General features: G+C 45.5%; 25 protein-coding genes. 13 read left to right on the forward strand and 12 right to left on the reverse strand.

Annotated elements, in window-relative coordinates; genetic code table 11:
• Positions 1-85 precede the first annotated feature (85 nt).
• Together E2K74_RS08570 and E2K74_RS08575 are read left to right on the forward strand one after the other, a co-directional pair.
• Positions 86-319: a hypothetical protein gene (locus tag E2K74_RS08570; RefSeq protein ID WP_151205464.1), complete on the forward strand. Its 234-nt coding sequence runs from the start codon at positions 86-88 to the stop codon at positions 317-319.
• Positions 320-381: 62 nt separating this feature from the next.
• A complete protein-coding gene (locus tag E2K74_RS08575) occupies positions 382-582 on the forward strand; it encodes a hypothetical protein (protein ID WP_151207177.1) in 201 nt (66 codons plus the stop codon).
• Positions 583-712: 130 nt separating this feature from the next.
• Here the strand turns inward: E2K74_RS08575 and E2K74_RS08580 are convergent, their stop codons facing one another.
• The 3 genes from E2K74_RS08580 to argS all read right to left on the reverse strand — a co-directional run bounded on the left by E2K74_RS08580 (position 713) and on the right by argS (position 3,974).
• On the reverse strand, positions 713-1,024 hold the full coding sequence (locus E2K74_RS08580; RefSeq protein ID WP_151207179.1) for an IS30 family transposase: 312 nt from the start codon (positions 1,022-1,024) through the stop codon (positions 713-715).
• A 233-nt stretch (positions 1,025-1,257) separates the two neighbouring features.
• Positions 1,258-1,872: an SPOR domain-containing protein gene (locus tag E2K74_RS08585; RefSeq protein ID WP_151207181.1), complete on the reverse strand. Its 615-nt coding sequence runs from the start codon at positions 1,870-1,872 to the stop codon at positions 1,258-1,260.
• Positions 1,873-2,183: 311 nt separating this feature from the next.
• Complete coding sequence (gene argS, locus E2K74_RS08590; protein WP_151207183.1) at positions 2,184-3,974, reverse strand: arginine--tRNA ligase; 1,791 nt, start codon at positions 3,972-3,974, stop codon at positions 2,184-2,186.
• A gap of 270 nt (positions 3,975-4,244) precedes the next feature.
• On the opposite strand from argS, the gene E2K74_RS08595 reads away from it, so the two are divergent.
• A complete protein-coding gene (locus E2K74_RS08595) occupies positions 4,245-4,532 on the forward strand; it encodes a DUF2798 domain-containing protein (RefSeq protein ID WP_151205460.1) in 288 nt (95 codons plus the stop codon).
• Positions 4,533-4,630: 98 nt separating this feature from the next.
• On the opposite strand, the gene E2K74_RS08600 is transcribed toward E2K74_RS08595, so the two are convergent.
• The 3 genes from E2K74_RS08600 to E2K74_RS08610 are packed head-to-tail and all read right to left on the reverse strand — an operon-like array spanning position 4,631 to position 7,086.
• Positions 4,631-5,932: a DUF445 domain-containing protein gene (locus E2K74_RS08600; RefSeq protein WP_151207185.1), complete on the reverse strand. Its 1,302-nt coding sequence runs from the start codon at positions 5,930-5,932 to the stop codon at positions 4,631-4,633.
• Between the two features lie 11 nt (positions 5,933-5,943).
• Positions 5,944-6,495 carry a CC0125/CC1285 family lipoprotein gene (locus tag E2K74_RS08605; protein WP_151207187.1) on the reverse strand — a complete coding sequence of 184 codons (552 nt, stop codon included), beginning with the start codon at positions 6,493-6,495 and terminating at the stop codon, positions 5,944-5,946.
• A 51-nt stretch (positions 6,496-6,546) separates the two neighbouring features.
• Positions 6,547-7,086, reverse strand: a complete 540-nt coding sequence (locus E2K74_RS08610) for a DUF924 family protein (protein WP_151205615.1) — start codon at positions 7,084-7,086, stop codon at positions 6,547-6,549.
• 213 nt (positions 7,087-7,299) lie between these two features.
• Between E2K74_RS08610 and gshA the strand changes: the two genes are divergently transcribed.
• Both gshA and E2K74_RS08620 read left to right on the forward strand, forming a co-directional pair.
• On the forward strand, positions 7,300-8,877 hold the full coding sequence (gene gshA / locus E2K74_RS08615; protein WP_151207189.1) for a glutamate--cysteine ligase: 1,578 nt from the start codon (positions 7,300-7,302) through the stop codon (positions 8,875-8,877).
• 21 nt (positions 8,878-8,898) lie between these two features.
• A complete protein-coding gene (locus tag E2K74_RS08620; protein WP_151207191.1) occupies positions 8,899-9,426 on the forward strand; it encodes a disulfide bond formation protein B in 528 nt (175 codons plus the stop codon).
• 34 nt (positions 9,427-9,460) lie between these two features.
• On the opposite strand, the gene E2K74_RS08625 is transcribed toward E2K74_RS08620, so the two are convergent.
• The gene (locus E2K74_RS08625) at positions 9,461-10,792 is read right to left on the reverse strand and encodes an alpha/beta hydrolase (RefSeq protein WP_151207193.1); all 1,332 of its coding nucleotides are present in this window, start codon (positions 10,790-10,792) and stop codon (positions 9,461-9,463) included.
• 239 nt (positions 10,793-11,031) lie between these two features.
• On the opposite strand from E2K74_RS08625, the gene E2K74_RS08630 reads away from it, so the two are divergent.
• Positions 11,032-11,625 carry a YqiA/YcfP family alpha/beta fold hydrolase gene (locus E2K74_RS08630; protein WP_151207195.1) on the forward strand — a complete coding sequence of 198 codons (594 nt, stop codon included), beginning with the start codon at positions 11,032-11,034 and terminating at the stop codon, positions 11,623-11,625.
• Between the two features lies 1 nt (position 11,626).
• Positions 11,627-13,507 (forward strand): DNA topoisomerase IV subunit B, encoded by a 1,881-nt coding sequence (parE, locus tag E2K74_RS08635; protein ID WP_151207197.1) that lies wholly within the window; start codon positions 11,627-11,629, stop codon positions 13,505-13,507.
• Positions 13,508-13,626: 119 nt separating this feature from the next.
• Here the strand turns inward: parE and E2K74_RS08640 are convergent, their stop codons facing one another.
• From E2K74_RS08640 to E2K74_RS08650, 3 genes are all read right to left on the reverse strand, one after another.
• Entirely contained in the window at positions 13,627-14,337 is a 711-nt protein-coding gene (locus E2K74_RS08640; protein ID WP_151207199.1) for a phospholipase D family protein, read from the reverse strand.
• A 61-nt stretch (positions 14,338-14,398) separates the two neighbouring features.
• Positions 14,399-15,124 carry a hypothetical protein gene (locus tag E2K74_RS08645; RefSeq protein WP_151207201.1) on the reverse strand — a complete coding sequence of 242 codons (726 nt, stop codon included), beginning with the start codon at positions 15,122-15,124 and terminating at the stop codon, positions 14,399-14,401.
• Between the two features lie 332 nt (positions 15,125-15,456).
• Positions 15,457-16,182: an outer membrane protein OmpK gene (locus tag E2K74_RS08650; protein WP_151204679.1), complete on the reverse strand. Its 726-nt coding sequence runs from the start codon at positions 16,180-16,182 to the stop codon at positions 15,457-15,459.
• Between the two features lie 1,109 nt (positions 16,183-17,291).
• Here E2K74_RS08650 and E2K74_RS08655 point away from each other — a divergent pair.
• From E2K74_RS08655 to dsbD, 4 genes are all read left to right on the forward strand, one after another.
• Positions 17,292-17,648, forward strand: a complete 357-nt coding sequence (locus E2K74_RS08655; protein ID WP_151204680.1) for an HPF/RaiA family ribosome-associated protein — start codon at positions 17,292-17,294, stop codon at positions 17,646-17,648.
• Between the two features lie 126 nt (positions 17,649-17,774).
• On the forward strand, positions 17,775-18,317 hold the full coding sequence (locus tag E2K74_RS08660; RefSeq protein WP_151207203.1) for an ankyrin repeat domain-containing protein: 543 nt from the start codon (positions 17,775-17,777) through the stop codon (positions 18,315-18,317).
• Positions 18,318-18,340: 23 nt separating this feature from the next.
• The gene (locus E2K74_RS08665) at positions 18,341-19,108 is read left to right on the forward strand and encodes a transporter (RefSeq protein WP_151207205.1); all 768 of its coding nucleotides are present in this window, start codon (positions 18,341-18,343) and stop codon (positions 19,106-19,108) included.
• Between the two features lie 18 nt (positions 19,109-19,126).
• The gene (gene dsbD / locus E2K74_RS08670) at positions 19,127-20,956 is read left to right on the forward strand and encodes a protein-disulfide reductase DsbD (protein WP_171480668.1); all 1,830 of its coding nucleotides are present in this window, start codon (positions 19,127-19,129) and stop codon (positions 20,954-20,956) included.
• A 17-nt stretch (positions 20,957-20,973) separates the two neighbouring features.
• Here the strand turns inward: dsbD and E2K74_RS08675 are convergent, their stop codons facing one another.
• The gene (locus E2K74_RS08675) at positions 20,974-21,978 is read right to left on the reverse strand and encodes a GGDEF domain-containing protein (protein ID WP_151207209.1); all 1,005 of its coding nucleotides are present in this window, start codon (positions 21,976-21,978) and stop codon (positions 20,974-20,976) included.
• A gap of 263 nt (positions 21,979-22,241) precedes the next feature.
• Between E2K74_RS08675 and E2K74_RS08680 the strand changes: the two genes are divergently transcribed.
• Positions 22,242-22,811 carry an FMN-dependent NADH-azoreductase gene (locus E2K74_RS08680; protein WP_151207211.1) on the forward strand — a complete coding sequence of 190 codons (570 nt, stop codon included), beginning with the start codon at positions 22,242-22,244 and terminating at the stop codon, positions 22,809-22,811.
• A gap of 59 nt (positions 22,812-22,870) precedes the next feature.
• On the opposite strand, the gene E2K74_RS08685 is transcribed toward E2K74_RS08680, so the two are convergent.
• Entirely contained in the window at positions 22,871-23,782 is a 912-nt protein-coding gene (locus E2K74_RS08685; protein ID WP_151207213.1) for an alpha/beta hydrolase, read from the reverse strand.
• 155 nt (positions 23,783-23,937) lie between these two features.
• Between E2K74_RS08685 and E2K74_RS08690 the strand changes: the two genes are divergently transcribed.
• On the forward strand, positions 23,938-24,375 hold the full coding sequence (locus E2K74_RS08690) for a DUF2147 domain-containing protein (protein WP_151207215.1): 438 nt from the start codon (positions 23,938-23,940) through the stop codon (positions 24,373-24,375).
• The last annotated feature ends 51 nt before the right edge of the window (positions 24,376-24,426 follow it).

Below are 24,426 nucleotides of genomic sequence, written 5' to 3' on the forward strand. Positions count from 1 at the left end.
AAAGCACTTATGAGTGCTTTTTTTATGATTTTTAAATTTAATAAGAGCTTTCCACATTGGGAAAATCTAACAACTAGGATATAAATTGTTAAAAAATAATAATTTAATTGCAAAATCTCAAAATGGTACTGAAATTTTAGTATCGTTAACCCCGTTAAATAAAATGCAAAATACACGTCAAGGTTTAAAAACAGTGGAAGTCGGTAAAAGAGTTCTTCTAGAGTCAGGTATTGAAGTTGACTTAAATCTAGATGGGCGTAGTTTTTATACTTCTTCAAATAATTTATTTAAGCTCAATCATAGAGTTTCTAAAATTTAAAATCCTTTAGTATTAAAACCTTAGATTGATATTTCCTTATTATAATATTTCCAGAGAAAAAAATGCTTAAACAAAATATCTGTGTTAAAGATCAGTTTGGGGTTAAATACTCCATACAAGCTACCTTTAATGATCATGCTTCTAATTTTCATTCTAATATAAAACATATCACGGTAGAGGGTGAAAATATCCGCCCCAGTCTTGAAATGCTGTTTAAAAGTGGGTTAAGTGGGAAAATTTTCAAAATTTTATCCTTAACTTAAATTTGCATGTGAAGTGTAATACCATGTTGTTGCCATCCTGCCTGACTCGAACTGTTAAAGCCGCGTCTTTTTCTTGAGCGATGATTCAAACGTAGCATGATTTTTGAGAGCTATTCATCTATACCGTTATTCAAATCGCTAACTTTGCTAATAATCTTCTGATTAAGCCATTGGTATATTCTTTCGAGTCTTGTTGCCAAGCGCTATAGACATCAGCAAAAGATTCATTTATCTCTCTTCCTTCAGCAGCAGGCTCATGCAGGCTGAACTCCTTACCATTGTCTGCGGTAATGGTTTTTAGCAGATCTTGGATAGGTTGGAACAGACGGATTGTGGTTCGGCAGATTTCCTCTGCCTGAGGTGAGCGGTACTTTTTCAACCAGAGATAGCCTGTCTGCCGATCTTCAATCGAAACCAGTGCTTGCGAATGGTTCTTGCCCACCCTCTACCTATTTCCAGATCAGCAAAGCCAGTGCACTGCTCAATTTTAATAAGCCCATCCTGAATACTTTTACGCTTACTGAACGGGTGACGGGTTCCAGAAAAGCCCTCCATCGGATAGGGCATAAATCTGATATTTTTCTTCCTTTCCCTATTTTAAGCTCTGTTGCATTGTATTTGAAAATGCAAGCAATAAAAAAAGCACCATTTGGCGCTTTTTTAAAGATCAAAATTTTAGCGTTTGACCACGATGGAATCGATACCACTATTTTGCAAGGTTTGCTGGGCAATAATGGCGGCGTCGGCTGAATCATAAGGGCCGGAAACAACACGGTACCAGATCTTGCCATTTTCCACACTACGTACCACATCTGCCGAGAGGCCATTTAAAATAATTTCAGCACGACGTGCATCTGCCTGATCCGGATCATCAAAACTGCGGACCTGCAGAATATAACTGGCGGGTGCGGGTTGTGGTGCTTCCGTCATTTCCTGACCGGGTTCTAGCGTGCTTTCAGGTTCAGTCACTTCAGGCTTAGGAGCTTCCACAATCACAATGGTATCTTGGGATTTGGCTTCAGGAACGGCCTGCTCTGGAATCGGAGTAACTTGTTGCTGTGGCAACAGGTCATAAAAACGGTAATCCTCATTGGTCTCTTCTTCCTGATAATGCTGGGAAGTGACCTGATTTTTAGGTTTGACGGGCTCCCAAGGTTTCCACAACAGGAGAGCCATTAAAAAACTTAACACGATTAAAATGATCACGAGTGTGCCAAGCCAAGCTGGAATCAGTGGCTTTTTAGGCTTATTCGGTCTTTGAGATACACCGCGCTGCGTTTTTCCAAACACTGGGGATTTCCTCTTCTTTATATTTTGATAGGAAAGGCATAACAGCAGTTATGCCCTTACTATAGCGCAATCCTGAGGCATCAGGATCTAAATATTCTTATTTAGATTGCAAACTTTCAAGATTTTATAATTTACTTGAACTTTCAAATAGATATAAAAGTCAGGAAAACCATGAGCAAGGCAGAGCAATGGCAAAAGGTCGCCTGCTGGCTCTGCACAGCTTTCATCTTCTGAGCATGCAAAGTAGTGCTTTGCTATATAGACTTATTTTGTGCCAAGCTCTCGTCTTGCGTCAATGTAAAAGCAGTGCTTTACATTGACTCGGGTGCAGAGACGCCCAGAAGTTCCAGACCATTACGCAGAACCTGACGTACGTTGACCGATAACAGCAAACGTGCCTGGGTTAATTCTGCATCATTACCCAATACCTTGTTTTCGTTATACCAGCCATGGAACAGGGCAGCCAGTTCTTTCAGGTAGTTCCCAATCTGATGCGGTTCATAGCTGTTGGCAGCGCGCAATACAATTTCAGGATAGGCAGCCAGTTTGGCCAGAATTTCAGTTTCGGCCTCCAGTTCCAGTTTTGCAGCCAGAGCCCGTGCACTCGCTGCATCAAAGTTCACCCCGGTAGTCACAGCTTTTTCTAACATACGGCAGATACGGGCATGTGCGTACTGGATGTAGTACACCGCATTGTCCTTGCTTTGCGATACTGCCAGATCCAGGTCAAAGTCGATGTGCTGTTCAGATTTACGCATGACATAATAGAAGCGGGCCGCATCGTTACCGACCTCTTTACGCAGGTCACGCAAGGTCACGAACTGGCCTGAACGGGATGACATTTGCACCATCTCGCCACCACGCCATAAGCTGACGAACTGTACCAAAAGTACGGTCAGTTTCTTTGAGTCATAACCCAGCGCATCAATGGCTGCTTTCACACGTGCAATATAGCCATGGTGGTCTGAACCCCAGATATCAATAATATCGGTATAGCCACGTTGTAATTTGTTCAGGTGGTAGGCGATGTCAGAAGCGAAATAAGTGGTCTGTCCGTTACGGCGTTTGACCACACGGTCTTTTTCATCGCCAAATTCAGTTGACTTGAACCAGATATTGCCTTCAGCTTCATACAGGAAACCACGCTGATCCAGCGTCTGTAATGCTTCTTCAATTTTTTCAGTCAAAGAGGCTTCACTGAACCATTGGTTAAAAGTAACTCCAAACTCGCCCAGGTCATCTTTAATGTCATCCAGAATGGCTTTGAGCGCAGCCTGATGGAAGACACGGTAGCCTTTACCGAGCAGGGTTTGTGAGTTAAAAATCAGGCCATCAATATGTTTTTCTTTATCGCCTGACATAACCACTTTATTGCCTTCAGCATCTAATTCAGCGGCGTATTGCACATCTTCAGGCACGTCTTTATACACGTCAGCCACAGGGCGTACATGTGCATCGCCCTCTTGGTCGATAATGCTTTGTGCGATTTCTTTAACGTAATTGCCTTGGTATGCATTTTTCGGGAACACCAGTTCCTGACCGTTTAATTGCAGATAACGTAAATAGGTTGACGTTGCCAGAATATCCATCTGACGGCCGGCATCATTGACATAGTATTCGCGGTCTACTTTGGCACCGGTGGCCTCAAGCAGATTGGCCACAGTCATGCCATAAGCTGCCCCACGGCCATGACCTACATGCAGGCTAGACGTCGGGTTAGCCGAAACAAATTCGACCTGAATGCGTTTTTCCGCATTGGCCTGAGTACGGCCATAAGTCGCTTGTTGGGCCTGAATCTGATCCAGTACGGCAAAGCGCTGATTGGCATTCAGAAAGAAGTTGATAAAGCCCGGTCCTGCAATTTCGGCCTTGCTGATATCTGCCACTTCAGGTAACGCAGTCAGGATTTTTTCTGCTAAATCACGTGGCTTCATACCGGCAGCTTTAGACGCGATCATGGCAATATTTGAGGCAAAGTCACCATGGCTTCGGTCCTTGGTACGCGTCAAACTACTTGTGTTGTTCCAGTCAGATGGGAGTACGCCTTGTGCCTGTAAAGTTTGCACTGCATGATCGAGAGCTGCTTGTATTGCCGTATTCATAATCAGTCGAAAATAGATATCGCAGAAAAACAGCAAATATAGCAAATTTCATGCTCTTTAGGTAAAACCATTTGGACGAAATACAATTTATGACAATGTAGAAAAATTATTCATCCAGATCATTTTTTTATTTAAACTTGAAAAAATCAAAATAGGTATCATGTGAAAATCATGATAATTTCGAATGCTCTACTTTAAGGCCCAAACACTGCTTTCAAAGGAATGAATTTGGCTTAATATGAGTATTCCGCCCACAGTCTAAGAGTCAGTATGAATTCGCAACAACGCCCGGTCCTGATCGGCAATATTCCTAAACTTCCGGCGAAATGGGCCTTAATTATAGTGCCTTTTATTTTGTCCTGCCTGATGAGCGGCATTATTTCCATGATCAACATGCTGCGCAATTTAGGCTGGATCGAAGGCTTTATGGCACTCTGGTTTCACAACTGGATGATTTCCTGGGCCATTGCCTTTCCTATTGTGGTAACGCTATTGCCTTTTGTACGTAAATTCACAGGTTTATTTGTGGATATGTCGGGCAATCCACCCTCCAAATAAACATTGATCCGGCAACCCTCCTGCTACTGACTCCCGCTCAATAAAAAATAAGGTCAGGTTGTTTTATGGAAGAGCCGTGTAGAAGGCGCGGAGTCAAGCTAAATCAGGTGCTCAACTACAGCACGGATAATGCCCAGCACTAAACCGATACAGGCACCTACCACAACGCCGTTAACCCGGATCATATGCAGGTCGCCACCCACTTCATTTTCAATCTTGCCGATCATCTCGGTTGAATCCCATTCGTGAATGCGTTCGCTGATAAAACGAATCACTTTTTCACTATACTGGTCACTGAGCTCAACCGCGAGGCTACTCAGGCGCTGGTTGAGCAGCTCCCGTACAGCCGTATTGGAAACGATATTTTCCCCGACCTGCTGTATGGCCACGCGCAGGTTCTCTGCAATCCCCGAGTCCGGTTTTTGTAGATCGTCCTTGATCGCATCGCATAAAATGACCACCGCACCACTGATAAAGTTCAGTACCTGCGGACTGTCGAGCAGGGTATTTTTAGTGTCATTCAAACGCTGGCTGGCCAGACTGTCATGGTCCGCCAGTTGCAGCATCAGTTCCTGAGCTGCGGCCTCAATGTGAAGGCGCCAAGGATGAGCCGGATCTGCCAGCATGGCCTCCACCCGCTGGATGACGGAGTCTATACTGCGCTGCTGCACATCAATACCGATCCAGCTGGCACCTTTGGCCAGTCGCCAGACTCCCATTTCCTTAAACAGGGTACGGGTCAGTTCGCGGGTCTGTTCCGGATGCGAGGTCATCCAGGCATGTACCACATCCAGGCCGCGTTGTAATACATCCTGATGGAAATCATTTTCTAAAACGGCACGCAGCATTTCACTGGCCAGGGTATTGATCTGGGTGTTTCTGACCCATTGCACACTGTTGCTGTGGACAAATCCGGCAATTTGCTGCTGTCCGACAAACTCAAACACTTTAGGAACGGTCTGCTGAATGACCTGGGTGACCTGAGTGCTGTTATGCGGGTTGGCCAGCCAGCGTCCCGCCGCTAAGCTCAAATCGGTATCGGCTAGGCTGCGCTCGACAATTTGGGGTGAGAGAAAATTTTCCTGAACAAAGCGTCCCATCGACTCGGCAATCCGGGCCTTGTTGCGCGGAATAATTTCGGTATGATCCCGCAGGAATTTTGGAATGGGCAGCTGGCCAAAAGGATTGCGGAACAGCACCGTAATGGCATACCAGTCAGCCAGTCCACCCACCACGCCTGCTTCGGCTGAAAGCATCAAGATATGAATCAGCCAGACATATTCAGGCAGCAGCTTGGCAGCAGCCATCAGGGCCAACCAGGCCAGTACCGCCACCACCAGAGCGATCGTGGCAAAACGTTTACTGCGTTGTAAGCTCGGTGATGGTTGTTCTTTCTGCATACATGATCCTGTTATTGAGGAGTAGCCGGCTGGGGTTGCAGGACTGTACCGGATGGACTCACTCCATATTTAGCGCCAAGTGACTGTAAAATCAAGCGCGCATCAAAGGCATCCTGAGGTGCCTGGCCGGCCCGGAAGCACTCAATGGTATAGGCCACCTGGGCTGGGTCCAGAGTCACGGTATAAGGGCGGTCATAAAATGGATCTGGCCAGAACCCTGGATAACGGCGGTAGTAAGCAGAGGGATAGAAGCTCGGTGCAGGATAGACAATCGCCTGACGGGGAGGCTGCTGAGTCCGGTTGCTTGGATCATCCAGAACGCGAAAAAACTGGAAGCCATTCTGTACCGTCGTTTGGGCGGCTTTCAGCAGGGTAATTTCTTCTGCCGTAGCAAAACTCATATTGGGACGGGCCTGAAAGCTGATCCGGTAAGTCGTGGCATTTAAGGGCGTCGTGTTATAGCGCCCTAACTGATCAAAGGTCAAAGGTTTGGAGGGTGTGGTTGCGCAGCCACTCAGGCCAAGTGCAACAACCAGACCAAGTCCTAATAGGGTGTTTTTCATCTCCAATCTCCTGATAGATGATCCAGCAGTCGCAGAGCTTGAAAGGGAGAATCAAAAACTGCTGTCTGGCTGGGTCAGGAAAGTTAACTCTTCAGCGGTCGATGGGCGACCTAAAATCCGGTTACGGTGAGGATAACGCCCAAAGCGGTCAATAATCACCTTATGCTTTTTTTCAAACTCCAGATTAACCGGGTTGCCCAGATGCTGGAACAGCTCCAAGGCATATTCATGAATCAGTCTGGATTCGCTATGCATGAACGGCATGTACAGGAAACTGCATTGTTCCGGGCTGAGCTGTTTGTCCAGATCCAGGCTAATTGTCTCCTGAGCCAGAGCCAGAGCCAAGGGGTCTTGGGCAAAGGCCTGAGGAGAGTCACGAAACAGATTGCGGGAAAACTGATCCAACACAATAATTTCAGCCAGTCGGCCTGCTATGCTTTTGCGCCAGCACCAGAGTTCACCACGAGCTGCCTGTTGATGGATACTCATGAATTGTTGTGCAATATGCTGATCAAATTCCAGACTTTTGCTAAACCAGAAGGGCTGATGGTCGGCGTGGAACCAAAAGTCTAAAACATCTTGATAATTCATAATATTTACAATTCTTTAGTCTGTGTTGGTTAATAAATCACAAATTTCACATGTCTTATAGAGGAACTTTGTGTTAAAAAATTGCCCAGTTAAAAATCAATAGTTTGCCTGAAAACCCGGCAGGATGTAATGTGCCGACCAGAAATCACGTTATACTGCTATAAATTGATGATTCTACTTTATTAATAGTTACCCCCATGAAGCGAGATTGTAATGAGTCAACCTGAATCGACCGCCCACGATGTATTACCTGACTGGGTGGATTCATCGCTCATCCAAGGAATGCTGCGCGGTATCGAGCGCGAAAGCTTGCGTATGCAAAGCAACGGTTTCTTGTCCCAAGCGCCGCATCCTCGTGCCCTAGGTTCAGCCCTGACTCATCCACATATCACCACTGACTATTCTGAAGCCTTAATGGAGTTTATTACTCCACCGCAAAGCAGCATTCAAAAAGCCTTGGACTATCTGACCGATATTCATGCCGTCGCGCATCGCCAGCTGGAGAATGATGAAAAGCTCTGGCCGCTGTCGATGCCGTGCATGCTGGACCACAGTGATGAAAATATTCCGCTGGCCCAATATGGGACGTCTAATATCGGGCTGTTTAAAACCCTGTACCGTCATGGCTTGGGGGTGCGTTATGGCCGCCGTATGCAGACCATTTCCGGGGTGCATTATAACCTGTCTTTCCCGGATCATTTCTTTGAAGCCCTGCAACAGCAAGAAAGCGATGAAAATTTACGGGCACTCAGCTTGCAGGACTATCGCAGTCACCGTTATATGGGGCTGATCCGTAACTTTATCCGCCTGACGCCACTGGTGATTTTTCTGGTCGGGGCCAGCCCGGCGGTCTGCCAGTGCTTTATGAGTGGCCGAGATCATCATTTACTACCGCTGGTTAAAGGCACCTTGTATACCCCGTATGCGACCGCTTTGCGCATGGGACGTTTTGGCTATCAGAACTCTGCACAGAAGCAACTGGGCATTCACTACAATGACCTGCAAGGCTATCTGGAAGGGCTGCAAAAAGCCGTCAAAACTCCTTATAAGCCCTTTAGTCGTCTGGGCCTGAATGACCCGCAGGGACAGCCAATCCAGATCAATGATCATGTACTGCAAATTGAAAATGAATATTACAGTCTGGTGCGCCCCAAACAGGTCCCCGAAGCTGGTGAGACCCCGTCACAGGCCTTGCAAAACCGCGGGATTGGCTATGTCGAGCTACGGGCGGTAGACGTCAACCCGTATAGCCCGATTGGTATTAATGAAGATACTGCCGGCTTCCTGGAAGTGGTGGCATTGTACTGTCTGCTGCAAGACAGCCCGGCATTGTTGGCTGCAGAGCAGGAAATTATTGAACGAAACCAGACCGAAGTGGTCAATCGTGGCCGTGCCTTCAATGCCGCTATTGTCGAAGATGGCCAGCATTATCCGATTGAAGACTGGTGTGCCCAGCTGCTGACACGTATGCAGCCCTTGGCTGAGCTGCTTGACCAGACTTATGACACAGGACTTTATCAGCATGCCATGCAGATCATGCAAGGTCGGGTCGATGAAGTCGATGCCACTTTATCTGCCTTAATTGTCGGAGATATCCGTGCTGCAAGCAGCATGTGGCATTTTGGACAGCATCTGGCCCAGCAGCATAGTCAAGTCTATGAATTGCATCCGCTCAGTGCCGAAACAGCAGCTTATTTTGATGAAATATCACAAAGCTCATTGCAACAACAACAGCAGCTCGAGCAAGCGTGCAGTATCAACTTCAGTGATTATTTAGCGCAATATCGATAAAACAAGAAAAGAGGATTGACCATGCAATGGAGTTATCGCGGGGTAAGCGGCATGCTGTTTTTGGCTGCCGTGGTCGGGATGGTATTTGCACTTTATCTTGAACATGTCCAGGGACTGGCCCCTTGTCCGCTCTGCGTGTTTCAACGCATCGGGCTTATTGGCTTGGGACTCATCTCCCTGATCGCTTTTTTGCACAATCCAGCCTCCAGTCTGGGCAAGCGTCTGTATGCCTTGTTAAGTGCTTTGAGCATGTTATGGTCAGCCGGGGTGGCAGCACGGCATGTCTGGCTACAGAATCTGCCACCGGATAAGGTACCGAGCTGTGGTCCCGGTCTGGAGTACTGGCTGGATACCCTGCCGATGAAGGCAGTATTGCAGCAGGTACTGAATGGTTCAGGCGAGTGTGCAGTGGTTGACTGGAGCTTTCTGGGGCAGTCCTTGCCGCTATGGTCACTGGTATTTTTCAGCGTATTATTACTGATTAGCCTGTGGCAGCTCTTGCGTAAATATCCGGCCAAGCCGCTAAAACGCCTGCGAGATCAATACTAAGCAATCTAAAAAGCCCTCATCAGAGGGCTTTTTTTCAGGTTAAGGCAATGCCTTCAATACTGTTCAGATCGACCAGGTGCTGATAAATCTGGGTATAATTCTCATCCTCCACACTTGGGTAAAACCAGCGTGCAATCTGTTCAGCCACCAAGGGATGGTATTGAATTTCAAAATGGTTCAGGCCATAGAAAATTGCCTTATGAGCATCTGGCACTTTCAGATCGTAGCGTGGATTTGGATGTTCTCCCAGCGCACTTTTGACGCTGACCAGATAGTCTCCAATCACATTACGGGTCTTGTTCTTGCGCTTTTCCAGTTCGATCGTTCCGGCCACCAGATAGGCATCGATATGTGAAGGAATCGGTGCCGGTTTGCGGTTGTCATCCATAAAGCCAATCCGTACCGGATTATGCTCCCAGTCATCATCGCGTACGCTGCCATAGCGCAAGTCCAGAATACCGTTGCTGCGAATATTGACGAGATGCCCGACAATTTTCACCAAAGGAAAATGTCCAAGTTTGTCTTGGAGGTTAAAACCGAAACGTTCCAGTACTGCCCCATGATGAGGTGAACCCAGACAGACCAGATTCTCGACCATGGGAATCCAGTCATGAACATTCTGCTTGCCATAAAACAGGGCACTTCGGGAGACCAGTCCCCCCATACTGTGGCCGATCAGGTCAATGCTGGTAATCCCCGGATTACACTGTACAAGTTCCTGCAAGGTGTTGGCCAGACTGTGACCATTGGCAGAAATCCGTCGTCCGGTATTGTAGTGCAGATAGAGCATGGTATTGCGGTCACGTTGCGCCAGCAGTTTTTCACCAATTCCTTCATATTTGTGGTTGGACCAGTCCAGATGATTCATACAGAGTCCATGCACAAAAAGGCTAATCCGTCCGGTCAGCTCACCTTGCTGTAAAGAACCATAATGATCATAAATGAGCATTGGCAGGGCCAGCGGATTCTGATGTTTTATCAAATAGTCACCAATAATACCGTTCAAGGCACTGACTAAAAAATGCAGGGTCGGAGTTAAAGGCTTATGATGCAATTTGGGAAAGTGTTCAATAATTTGACGCAAACCGGGTGCAATCAGGGTATTGCCATAATGAAAAATCATGTCGTACGACGACTGGTACAGTCGGGCAATATAAGGGATATTTTGCAGGCTTTTAGCGTTCTGGTCACTGAGGCCAAACATGCTGAGTAAAATTTCACGCTGAATAGTTTTAATCAGTTCCTGGGCCACATCGTTCAGGCGCATGGTCACCAGCTGGGCCAGACCTTCCAGTACATCTGCCTGGCTGGGTGGCGTTCGATCCCATCGGCAGTAAGTTTCATGCAATGGTGTTAAACTGGGCATCTGCTTCTGTCCTTTTGATCAACCGTGTAGAGATCTCTTTCTTTTTAAAGTACTTCACGGTATAAATTCTTTTTCTGTAAAGAGTCTGAATCCTTTGCAATACTTTTAACATAGCGAGAATTACACAACATTCAGGGCTTTCTTGTCTGACAATTTAAGCAATTTCAGCTGAGAAAAATGCGAGGTATTTCACATTTTCCAGAGAAATTTCAATCATTGATCAATATGAATAAATACTGATGAATATTATTTATTTACATGGATTTCAGAGTGGAAGCCATTCCATTAAAGGACAATTATTACTGCAATTTTGTAAAAAATATCCTGAAATCACCCTACATTTACCAGATTTAAATATGCCGCCCCAGGCTGCAGTTGAAAAGGTTTCGGAACTGATCCGCAGTTTGCCTCAGGTAGCACTGGTCGGCAGCAGCCTGGGCGGATTCTATGCGACATATCTAGTCGCAAAACATGCGGTTCCGGCTGTACTGATTAACCCGGCAATGCGACCATGGCAGCTGTTTCGTGAACTGTTTCAGGCGGAGTTGCCCTATCCTGTGCATCCGAATTGGAGTCTGGAGGTGGCAGATCTGGCACAGCTGGAGCAACTGGCGCTAAATCCTGCCCAAGATGCAGACAAAATGCTGGTGCTGCTGCAACAAGGCGATGAAGTTTTGGATTATCGTGAAGCACATCGTTATTATAGTGCTGCCCGTCCTCCGGCCATGTTAATGACAGAAGCCCATGGCAATCACGGGATGGATGATTTTGCGGAGAAAATTCCGCTGCTTTTACAGTTTTTATCCGACTGCGTCAAAAAGGAAACCGAATAACGTGTCTCAATATACGGCTCAATCTCTTGAAGTTTTATCTGGTCTGGATCCGGTGCGCCGTCGCCCGGGCATGTATACCGATACCTCGCGTCCGAACCATCTGGCGCAGGAAGTGATTGACAATGCGGTAGATGAGGCATTGGCCGGATATGCCAACAAGGTCACGGTGACGGTATATAAGGATGGCTCGCTGTCTGTAGAAGATAATGGTCGCGGCATGCCCGTGGATATTCATCCGGAATATGGCCAAAGCGGGATTGAAATCATTATGACCAAACTGCATGCCGGCGGTAAATTCAGCACCGATAATTATCAGTTTTCTGGCGGCCTGCATGGCGTGGGTATCTCTGTCGTCAATGCCTTGTCCAGCCGGATTGAAGTGTCAGTTCAGCGTCAGGGCAACCTGTATAAAATGGCCTTTGAAAAGGGTGAACCGACCGGCCCGCTGGAAGTGCTGAAAGGCAAAGCGCCTAAACGTGCATCGGGTACTACGGTACAATTCTGGCCAGAAGAAAAATATTTCGATTCTCCTAAATTTGCCCTGAAAGCCTTAAAACATAACTTAAAGGCCAAGGCAGTGTTGGCCGCTGGTCTGCAAATTAACTATATTGACCAGAGTAATAACGAAAAAATCACCTGGCAGTTTGAAAATGGTCTGGTGGACTACTTGATGGATGAGCTGGAAGACCGTGAAATTATTCCGGCACCGGCCTTTGTTGCAATGGGGGAGGCAGAACGTGCCAGTGCCGAATTTGCAATTTGCTGGAATGTCGAAGGGGGAGACAGTATTCAGGAATCATACGTTAACCTGATTCCAACCGCGCAAGGTGGTACGCATGTGAATGGTTTGCGTTCCGGAGTGACCGATGCCATGCGTGAGTTCTGTGAGCTGCGTAATTTGCTGCCGCGTAATATGAAACTGTCGGCGGAAGATGTCTGGGACGGCGTAAACTATATCCTGTCCTTAAAATTCCAGGAGCCCCAGTTTTCAGGTCAGACCAAAGAGCGTCTGTCCAGTCGTGAAGCTGCTGGCATTGTTCAGAATATTGCCAAAGATGCCTTTGCCTTGTGGTTGCACCAAAACTCGGATATTGCCCTGCAATTGGCAGAAATGGCAATTTCCAAAGCCGGGCGTCGTTTAAAAGCGGCAAAGAAAGTAGAGCGTAAAAAGATTGTTGCTGGTCCGACCTTGCCAGGCAAATTGTCGGATTGTGTCGGCCATGAGCTGGATCAGTCGGAACTGTTTATTGTGGAAGGGGATTCGGCAGGTGGTTCGGCCAAACAGGCACGTGACAAGAATTTCCAGGCCATCATGCCCATTCGCGGAAAAATTCTGAACACCTGGGAAGTATCCTCAGATGAAGTTCTGGCATCGCAGGAAGTGCACAATATTGCTATCGCAATTGGGGTAGATCCTGGCTCTGATGACTTGTCTGAGCTGCGTTATGGCAAAATCTGTATTCTGGCGGATGCCGACTCGGATGGTCTGCACATTGCCACTTTGCTGTGTGCATTGTTCGTGAAACATTTCCCGGTACTGATCGAAGAGGGGCATCTGTATGTGGCGATGCCGCCACTGTTCCGGATTGATGATGGTAAAGAGGTGCACTATGCTCTGGATGAAGAAGAGCTGGAGGGCATCTTGAAAAAGTGTAAAACCAAGAATCCGCAGATTACCCGATTTAAAGGTCTGGGCGAGATGAACGCCAGCCAGCTACGGGAAACGACTTTAGATCCAAATACCCGCCGTCTGGTACAGCTGGATCTGGATGATGTGCATGTCACCGCAAGTTTACTGGATAAACTGCTGGCCAAAAAACGTTCGGGTGACCGTAAAGACTGGTTAGAGCAAAAAGGTAATCTGGCAGATATTGTGGTTTAGGATGCTGGCTTGAAAGCAAAAAAACCTCATCCGGAGAGTTTCAGTCGATTAGTTGACTGAACTTCTCCAGTTAGGGGAATTTTTATTGTACCCCAATATATTTTTTAAAAACTCGTCAGTTAAATTTTGGTATGTTCATCCCATAAAAAATAAATACCAAATTGTCCTGTTCTAAACTCTCCACCCATCGCTTTGCCTGCATCGGTGAGGAAATGTTTTCCATTTTCTGTCAGATTTAAATATCCTTTATTGACTAAATTTTCAAACAGATCAGGTGTTTTTAAACCAAGTTTTGCGGCCAGTTTTGCAGTGGTCAGTTTGGAATAGCCGCTGCTTTCCTCAGTTGTGACTTCGCTCTCAGCAAGTGGTACTGGTTCCGTCTTAATTTCATCCAGAGTAATCCGTACTTCATCACTAATACGAATAATACGTTGAGCTTCCTCATAAGCATCTTTAAAGACCTCTTGATCTTCATCTTTACGTACCAGAATCCCCATTTCATTATTATTAACCTGACTAAACTCATAGAGGTTCAAGCTTGAAATAATACATTCTGATTCATTGATATAGCATTTTGCATGGAGATTTTTACAAAAGCTTAAACGTACATAATCCAGTTTTTGCAGCCATTTAATTTCATCGGGATGCAAATCACTTTTGCCATAGATAATGCGAATATCAATTTTGAGCCGATCTTTATCTTCTAAGAGTTCTTTAATACGATCATTTAAACGCAAATAAGGGCTGATTAAAATTAAACGCTCTTTGGCATTTTTAATTAATTCTTCTAAAAAGAAATTCGTTGCACTGGTATTTAAAAACTTGGCCATGGACTCCCCTGATCATGCTCAAATATTTATTTTGTATATTAAAATACAAATAAAAGAAAAATTATTCTACCTTCAAATATACACCGCTGGCAGAGACATTATGCCCAAAGCCACACGCTGAATCTCCACTGTCTTGCTCTAAAATAAGCTGTTGCCCAGCGCGAGGATTAAAAGCAAAACTAAGCTCAATTTTACAGTTATCTTGCTGATAACGGGTCTGGGTGTGATGCAGGGGCATCATTGTTTCAAATTCACCTATATTGGGGCCATAAATCAGGCTGCCTAAACCCATATATAGACCATTAAATTGAATTTGATAAGATTGCTGATGGGGCTTTACCTCAATACTACTCCAGGCGCCAAAACCGGCATGGCGAACATATTTGCCTGCCAGATTGGAGTTTTTTTGAGGTGCAGGCAGCTGCTGCAGATTAAACTGGCTACTCTTGGCTTGAGGATAAATCGAAAACCAGGCTCGTGCCCACTGCGGCTTGGCCAGTTTGGCATAACTGAGTCCGACATTATTAAACGCTGTTACAATGCTGCTTTCTGAAAAAGAAACACCACTTTCTTCGCTATGCATGTCACAAAATGCAGACCATGCCGCCTGTTGCTCAAATTGTTCAAGGGCTTTGCTATATTGTTTCTGGTCATACAATCTCTTGCCCTTCGCTGCATAGTTTTTAACTTGGGCACATTCGGATCTGAGTTGAGTTTCAAAGCTGGAATCGGCAAAACTCAGGCCACTGAGAGAAAAGATACTCATGCAGATAAGCCATTTATTCATTGTTCTACTCAACTTGGTATTTATTTCAAATAAAACATAGCAGAAGTATCAAGTAAAGGCGGATTTTAAAATTTAGATTTTATACAGGCTTATTGAGTCTGAGTAGAAGGGATTTTTAAGTAATTCTAATCAGAAATGGCTAATCTCTGAATTTTTAATTGAATAGATTCAAGTTTACCAGGAAACATTAGGTAGTGTAACGCCGGTCTAACCGGATTTGGATCAAGTCAAAGCAGTTGCGGAGACCAGCACTTTAAAAAATACAGCTGATTTTTTGCCATAAAAAAGCAGAACCCGGGTTCTGCTTTTTTATGAGCTGCTTTTTTTTGGGCTTAGAAGTGATATTTCACCAGCGCACTCACATTGTTTTCGTCTTGATCTTTAAGACCAAACTTATTGTTCCAAACAGAGTGTTCAATACCTACATATAAGCGTGTCTCTGGAGAAATGTGTTTGCCCGCATTCCACTTCCACTGTGTGGTCCAGTTGAGTTCACTCGCTTGAGCATCTTTTTCAGCAGTAGACCAGTCCAGGAAACCATCCACCAGGAAGTCTTCTGCTCCCAAGCTAAACGGTACGCCATAAGTGAAAGTCATTTGATAATCGTCTTTATTACCAAACACCTTTTCATTATTGGCACGATAAAAGTTTAAGCTTGCATATTGAAAATATGGAAGGTCAAGATCAAAACCTAAACCATACAGGAAGTTATCTGCATTGTCTGAGCCTTCCCACGTTGTGGAAATTAATACATCTTTCACAGGACCAAAGGCAAGTTTCTGGCCACTTACTTCACTTAAACTTAAGCGTGGCGATAATTCAAAATAAGTGCTTTTAGCATCATCGCCCCCACGCATACGGTCCATGAAGAAAAACACATCTGCATATTTTACTTTAGCAGCGTATTCAACGGTTAGAGTGCTTTGCTGTTCGTCTACCGCTTCATAGTTTTCACCATAAAGACCGGTTACGCTAAAATCTTGCCAAACTGGTTTTGCTTGTGCCAAAGCAGCAGTTGAAGCCAAAGCACACAATGCCGCGATTTGTGTAAGTTTCATTTAAAATCTCTTCCCCCAAGAAAGCAGGTAAAGGATACAGATTAATAAGTAAAAATAAAGTTAAAATTGATCGATGACAGAAATATATTAAAAATCTTGCTTGGTCTCCCTGTCTGTTTTCTTATTACGGGTTCTTCAATACTTTCAAAAATAGGGGCTAAATAGCTATGCTTAAAGAAATTTAAATGATCAGAAAATAGTAAGAGTCGGTTGAGCTGCTGCCAAAATTAAAGAAAATTTATGTCCGTTATTCTAGTTAAAGCATATTCAACAGTGAGTAGTCGGCGGAGTGCAATAGAAGTGGGCACAGTCAGAAGCCATTTACCGCCTCTTTTCTATAATAAAAATCGGGATTTTCCTCATGAGTTTGCTAAAAAATCTGGCTGATCGCAAAGGCAAGCATGTACCCTGATCAGATTAAACGGCGATGCTCTGGAGGCGGAGGGTGAGAGGTACTGTGGTCAGTATTTCATCGGTTGAAGAGTAGGTGTCATCATTTTAGATGACATATAACGGTGAAGAAAAACCTGTTTCCACTCTCAAAATGGGCGGTGTTCCTCCCTCGTACTGAACTCGAAACCGAAGCGGTAAAAACCAGTAATTAAAGCATACATGTTTAGCACTTCTATAGCGGAGGCCATCGTCACAACCCTATACGCTCCTAGGCTTAGAGAAAAAATATCTAAAGCGGGCAGGAGGGATCTACCGGATAATTCTCTACATTTTCATCATCATTCGGAAGAAAATTTAGGCTGATTCTAAGTGGTCGGGATAAGCAATTTTCTCATTGGCCGAATCCAATCACGTGAATAAGATGGTGATGAACGAACTGGAAAGCGGCTTTATTTGACTAAGTAAGGACCTGTCACAATTAGTTATTCTTTTGCTAAAAAAACCAAAATAGCACTTGCATATTTTCTGGATAGAGCCGATATTCAAGGTATAAGGACATGATTCTGCAGATTCATAAAGGTGTTCATCCATTCAAAATGGAGGAGATATTCCAATCATTTGAAGAAGTGAAATGCGTTGCGATACAGCAAACCAGAAACGTGCCAAGATAAAAATTTTGCACTAAGAAAAGTTAAAAAGATTGAGGATGGTAATTTATGAATATCGAACTTCGTACAGATAAACACATTCAGAGTAGCGATCGTTTAATCAGTTATGTACGTGCAGAATTAAGTCAGGAATTCCAGCGCCACAGTGAGCGTATTACCCATTTTTCAGTCCATTTGAGTGATGAAAATGGTGCCAAAGGTGGTGATGACGATATTCGCTGCATGATCGAAGCACGTCCGGCAGGTCTAAAACCGGTGGTGGTGAATCATCGCGGTCATAATATTGATACCGCCATTCGTGGTGCCATTGACCGTTTAAAACGCAGTCTAGAGCATGTTATTGAGAAAAAAGATACCATACGTCCGGGTGCCCTGGAAATTAAAGAGATGGAAGACGAAGTCTGATCTGGAATCCTGAAAAAAAGCCCTGCGGGGCTTTTTTTGTATAAAATGAAAAATAGTTGTGGGAAAGACAACAAATTTTGCTTTCTTCGGCATAATAGGGAAAAACGAATTGAAGCGAGCTCCATCATGTTAACTGCGCAACAACAGCTTTTTGTGCAAGCCATCGAAGATTTAGATCTGGACCAGGTAACAAAACTCCTGGCGGATGGACTCAATCCGAATTTTATTGACCTTGAAAAAGGTCCAGTCATTTCGGTCTGGTCGGATGGACTGTTCAAATGGTGGGAAGACGTCTGTGAGGCTTATGAAGCAAATAGCCCGCTTTCACACGAAGAAAAACAGGCACGTCTGGATATTCATTTGCAGATTCTGGAAGCATTGATTCAGGCCAAAGTCAATTTACACCTGTGGGATGCTGAAGAAATTTATGGGCCGCTCTGGGACGCCGCGAGTGCCGCCTGTGTTCCTGCAGTACAGCGCCTGCTGGATGAACAGGTCAATCCAAACACCAAAGATGAAGATGGACAGACTATTTTGTCCTCTATTAGCGATTTATTCTTTGATTGTGATTTCGATGAAATTAACTGGTCAGAGGCCCTTGAAGAAGAAAAACAGACTCTGCAACTGTTGCGTGACCACGGCGCAAAAATGACCAAAGAACTGAATTAAATTTGAATAAAGAGCCTAACCAGATGAAGACAACATTAACAACCTTGGGTTTCATTGCGCTGACCAGTGTCAGTGCCCAGCTTTTTGCTGAAGTCGAATTTGATCGTCCGGGTGAAGGTATGGGAACCGGCACTATCCCTGTGGGGCAGCTGGCATGGGAGCAGGGTTTGCCAACGCTGAACTATCGCGAGTCAATGGTAGAAGGAAGCAGGCTTAAAGAAACCACTTTAAATGCCGATATATTATTGCGCACAGGTTTAACCGATAGCCTGGAATTGCGTTTGGGCTGGGATGGACCGGCATGGAACCAGCAGAAATGGAACGGACACACTGAAGAAAATGATGGGCTGGGAGATGTCAGTATTGGTCTGAAAAAAGCCATTGATCTGGACGATGACAAACTGAGCATGGCCGTGATGGCTGAAGCGCTTATTGCAACTGGTAATAAGGGGTTTAGCAATGAAGAAGATATGTATAGCCTGAGCTCGGCGGTGGCCTATCAATATAGTGATCTGGTCTCGACCTCTATCACCATGCGTTATGAATGGCAGGATTCAAACTGGGCTATTAGCGCAATTCCATCTGTAGATTATCAGTTTACGGATCGCTGGTCGGGTTATTCGGAATTGATTTATCGTAAGGCCGAAAGCCAAGCCAATGAATATGCGCTCGGCACGGGCGTAATGTATGCCCTCAACGATCGGGTCCAGCTGGATGCCAGTGTGGGGGTAGATCTGGACGGGCAGGAAAACAGTTACTTCTCCAGTCTGGGTGTATCCTTTCTCTTTTGATCTATCGCACTCGGTATGATGCAACTTTTAGTAGTTCAGAAATGGAGCGCTTTATGTGCGCCTTTCCTGTTAGGCAGTGTACTGTTCAGTATGGCAGCTCAGGCCGAAACGGCGTTACTGTCACCTGAACAGGCCTTTCCTCTGAGTGTAGTCTCGGACAGTGCTGAGCAGGCGGAACTCAGCTGGGATATTCCTGAACACTATTATCTGTATCAGCACAAGATTGAAGTCCGACAGGGCAATCAGCCGCTAACATTGGAACTGCCGCCCGCTGAAGAGATCTATGATGACAACTATGGGCATACCCAGGTTTATTATCAGCAGTTGAAATTTCAGATCCCGACTCAGCCCGGACAGTCTTATCAGGTCAGCTGGCAAGGCTGTGCCCAGGATCGGCTGTGCTATCCACCGCAAACCGTGCAGTTTAAAACCAATCTTTCCGGTCTGGTGCAATATGACACTCCAGTTTCCGGGAACACACGTCTATTAGATTTAAACAGCTCCACAGCTGCCCAGAATCGTCTGCTTGATACTCTGGCTGATACTCAGCTGCAACGCTCAGAACAATCTGATCCAGATATCGAAGAAGCTGTAACCGCCCAAGACCAGAAGTGGTCAGTGCGTCTGGCAGAAAGCTCCTGGGCCTATGGTTTGCTGCTGTTTTTCGGTTTAGGGCTTTTGCTGGCCTTTACCCCGTGTTCGTTGCCTATGCTCCCGATCCTGACCTCGTTGTTGGTCCGTGATAGCAAAGGCTTAAAAGCCTGGATGATCGCCTTAACCTTTGTGGTTAGTATGGCCACCGTCTATGCTGTATTAGGTTTAATCGCCTCATCGGCCGGGCTGAACTTCCAACGCTGGCTACAGCAGCCGGGTACCCTGATTGCTTTTAGTGCTCTATTTGTGCTGTTTGCCCTAAACCTGTTTGGCCTGTTTGAAATTAAACTTCCGCAGCGCCTGATTCAGCGTCTGGATCAGGTTCAGGCCATGCAGCAGGGAGGGAACCTGATCAGTGCCGCAGTCATGGGCATTATCTCCGCCTTGCTGGTGGGGCCGTGTATGACAGCACCCCTGGCAGGAGCATTGCTGTTCATTTCCCAGACCCAGAGTCAATGGCAGGGTGCCTTGTTACTCTTTGGTCTCGGATTCGGTATGGGGACACCCTTACTGCTGGCCAGTATTCTGGGGGCCCGGATATTACCGCGTGCCGGACACTGGATGAATCAGATCAAGGTGCTATTTGCCTTTATCATGCTGGGGCTGGCGCTGTATTTTATACGCCCGCTGATTTCTGAAGCTATGTTGCAGGGGGTGTCGCTGGGCTTAGGCATGGCCTTTATTGTCTATGTGCTGTGCCGTATTTTCTGGCAGCGTACTGGCCTGAGATGGTTATATATCCTGTGTCTAGTCGTCGTGCTGCCTTATCTGGCATATAGCCAATATCAACAGAGCCAGCGTTTTTTTGTTGAGCAAAGTCATCGCACTGCCACGTGGCAGGTGGCCAAAACAGCTGCCGAATTTGAATCCTTGTTAAAACAGATACCGCATGGCCAAAAGGTCATTATTGATGTCTATGCCGACTGGTGTGTGGCCTGTCAGCCGATAGAACAGCGTGTTTTAAAATCAGCCACGGTACAGCAGGCACTGGCACCGTACGTGCTGATCAAACTCGATTTAAGCCAATATGATGCAACCCATCAGTCTTTACTTAATCAGTGGGAAATTCTGGGGCCGCCGACCTATTTGTTTCTGGATGGCCAGCAGCAGGAAATCCGTGGTTTGCGTTTAACCGGGGCATTTAATGAAGCGGAATTATTGGCTCAGCTGAAACGTCTGGCACAATTCCATTAACCTGCTGGATTACCGTGTTAAGAATATAGCTCAAGTTCGGGTTGGGTCGATGTAATATAGGCTCTGACCTGATTCCGGCCTCTGGCTTTGGCCTGATACAGTGCCCGATCAGCCAGCTGTTGCGGGCGCAATTCTGCTTGGGAAATCGCAATACCAAAACTGGCCGTGACAGGAATTTTGGTACCCTCATCACTTTGAATCTCTAGCTGCTGAATGGCAAGACGGCAACGTTCTGCAATCTGTTGTGCCATTTCAATATTGGTGTCTTTTAGTACCAAAATAAACTCTTCACCGCCAAAACGGCCTCCGATATCACTTGCACGTAATTGCTGGCTCAGTACGGCACTGACCTTTATCAGGGTTTCATCACCTTTGTGGTGACCATATTGATCATTAATTTTTTTAAAATGGTCCAAGTCCAGCAGGACCAAGGCATAGCTTAAACAGGCGCTATGATTTAATTTTTCCAGACATTGATTGATACTGCGCCGGTTAAACAGACTGGTTAAGGGATCAAGTTGGCTCAGGTGCTGAATCAGCCGTTCACGGTGCCGCCATTGGCTAAGCAGGATTTCAAACAGCATGGTGCAGATGGCCAGAATGGGTAACATAAAATACAGCATGGAGCCCAGCCAAAAGCCATTATCAAAAAACTTGCCCTGTATATTGAACAGGGGCGAATAGGGAATTTGATGACGAAAGCTCAGATAGGTGCAAACTGCCAGAAACAGAAATGCCGGTATCAATATGCTATAGATCAGGGCGAGCAAAACCAGTAAAAAACTGCTGTCGAGGATGAGCTGTAAGTGAATTAGTTTAATCTGTACATATTGCCAATATTCAGGATGAAACAGCACAAACAGGTCCCAACTAAGCCAGCTCAGATGGACAATGCAGCCCAGTACCAGCATCAAGATACATTTTTTTAAAATTCCCCAATTGATGACGACTTCATCTTCGATCAGATATTTTTTGATTCTCAGCCGCAGGATTTTTGCTAATAATCCTCTTATCTGCTTCATCTATTTCGCCTTAAACTTTATCGTTATTATGAAAGCGCTTTACTTTTTAACATGGATATCTTTATAAAACTGACTATAACATAACTTAAAATTGATTAAAAAATTCCTGTTTTACCACAAAAAAGATAAAGCCATATTTGTCTGTATAGGCCTTTTGTTCCGTATTTGGAATGTTCTGTTTTATGGGCTGGGATTATCTCATTGTTGAAAAATCATTAAACTATGCCTATTTCTAGACAGACCAATTCATACAGGCAAAATAGATGCAAGTTTTACATATTGATTCAAGTATTTTAGGTGATGCTTCAATTTCCCGTCAGTTGAGTCAGGCCATTGTGAGCCAGTTGCAACAAAAGCATAAAGACACCTTACAGGTAGAGTATCTAGATCTGGCGACACAACCGATTCCTCATCTGACTGCCGAGATTCTGATGGGGCAGGATGCAGAACAGGCAGCTCTGGGGGAAGCGATTTTGCAGCAGTATTTGCGTGCGGATATTATCGTGGTGGGAGCGGCAATGTATAACTTTGGCCTGCCTTCTACTTTAAAAGCCTGGATCGACCGTATCAGTGTGGCTGGGCGTAGCTTTAAATATACTGAAAATGGCCCGATTGGTTTGGCGGGTAACAAGAAAGTCTATATTGCCAGCAGCCGTGGTGGTGTCTATGGTGAACAGAGTCCGGTTGACTTTCAGGAAGCATTCTTGAAAACCGTGTTTAATTTTACCGGGGTGAGTGATATTCAGGTGATTCGTGCCGAAGGCGTGAATATGGGCGATGCAAGCAAGCAGCAAGCTCTGGAGACCGCACACCAGATGATCAGCGCGCTCTAAGGCAGAAAATTAAAAAGGTCAGCCTTGGCTGACCTTTTTTATATCAGGACTTGAGAGTCCTAGTCCTGATCCAGACGATGTGCAAAGTCTGCCAGGTCAGCCAGAGATTGTCGGGCTTCATCAAACCAGGCGCTAAACATCTGGAAGTTATGCCACATGCCCGTATAGATTTTAAACTCCACCTCAACATGGGCCTGCTCGGCCTTTTCTTTGAAACGGGTGGCGTCATCCAGCAAAATTTCCTTAGAACCGACCTGAATATGGATAGGAGGTAATCCGCTCAGCTCGGCAAAGTAAGGAGAAACGCCGGGATCACCTCGGTCTATGGCGCTGGGCACATAATATTCGATCCCGGTTTTAAGCGTTTCGATTGACAGCAAGGCATCATGTTTCTGGTTATACCGTAAAGATTCACTGCTCAGAGTCAAATCCAGCAGTGGAGAAAGCAGAATCAGTCCACTAACCTGCGGGCGACCTTCCTGTCTGATTTTTAAAGCGAGGGCCAAGGCCAGATTGGCGCCACACGAGTCACCGGACAGAATAATATCTTTGGGCTGAATTCCCTGATCAAGCAACAGGTTGTAAACATCATATAGCGCCTCAAGCGGCTCCGGATACGCCGATTCCGGTGCAAGCGGATAGTTCACATGCAGGACCTGCATCTGGGTACGGGCTGCAATCTGGGTCATAAAGGCCCGGTGGGTATTGAGTGAACCTAAATAGAATGCTCCTCCATGAATATGAAAAATCATCTGGGTCGATTGCTGCTGGGGTTTGATCTCTTCAGCACGTAAACCGGCCAGACGCAAGGAACGAATTTGTACAGACGGGTCTTGCGGGAACAGTTTGCATAGCTGTTCCAAGGCGATACGCAGCGAGCTAGGAGGAAGGTTCAGACGACTTGGCGCACGAATGGCGGCTTTTAAAAAACTTTCTGTAATGAGTTGTTTCGTGAGGGGACTCATCTTCATTATCCTTCCATATTTTTATGCTTTTATTCAAAATGAGATTATTTACCAACCTGATTTACAAGGTTACACTAAATAGTCACACGTAAAAATTGCAAAATTGTTGTGACTTTTTAATACTAAATTGGTCTATCAACAGACTAGGGAAATGAAAAAAAATGAAAAAAATCGCGCTAACCTTAGGATTACTTGGCTTATCGGCATTGGCAAATGCCGCAGATCCTCTGAATGGTACCGTTTGGAAAACGATTGATGACAAAACTAAACAGCCAAAAGCCATGGTGAAGTTTACTGAACAGAAGAATGGTACTTTATCTGCCAGTATTCAATCGGTATTGACTCCGGGTGAAGAGAATGCCTGTACAAAATGTGAAGGACCTTATCATAACAAGTCATTAAAAGGCTTGACCATTGTGAAAGGTCTGAAAAATGTGGGTGGCACCAGCTATGAAGGTGGTTCTATTCTGGACCCACAATCTGGCAAAACCTATAAGCTAAAAGGCAATCTGGCGGAGGGTGGCAAGAAGCTGGAGCTGCGTGGCTTTATGGGGATTTCTGCTTTGGGTCGTAACCAGACCTGGATTCGTGCAAACTAATCCATCCTGTATATGCAAAAAGCCTGACATCTGTCAGGCTTTTTTTTATAT

The organism is Acinetobacter sp. RF15B (assembly GCF_007558235.1).
Taxonomy (GTDB): domain Bacteria; phylum Pseudomonadota; class Gammaproteobacteria; order Pseudomonadales; family Moraxellaceae; genus Acinetobacter; species Acinetobacter lwoffii_C.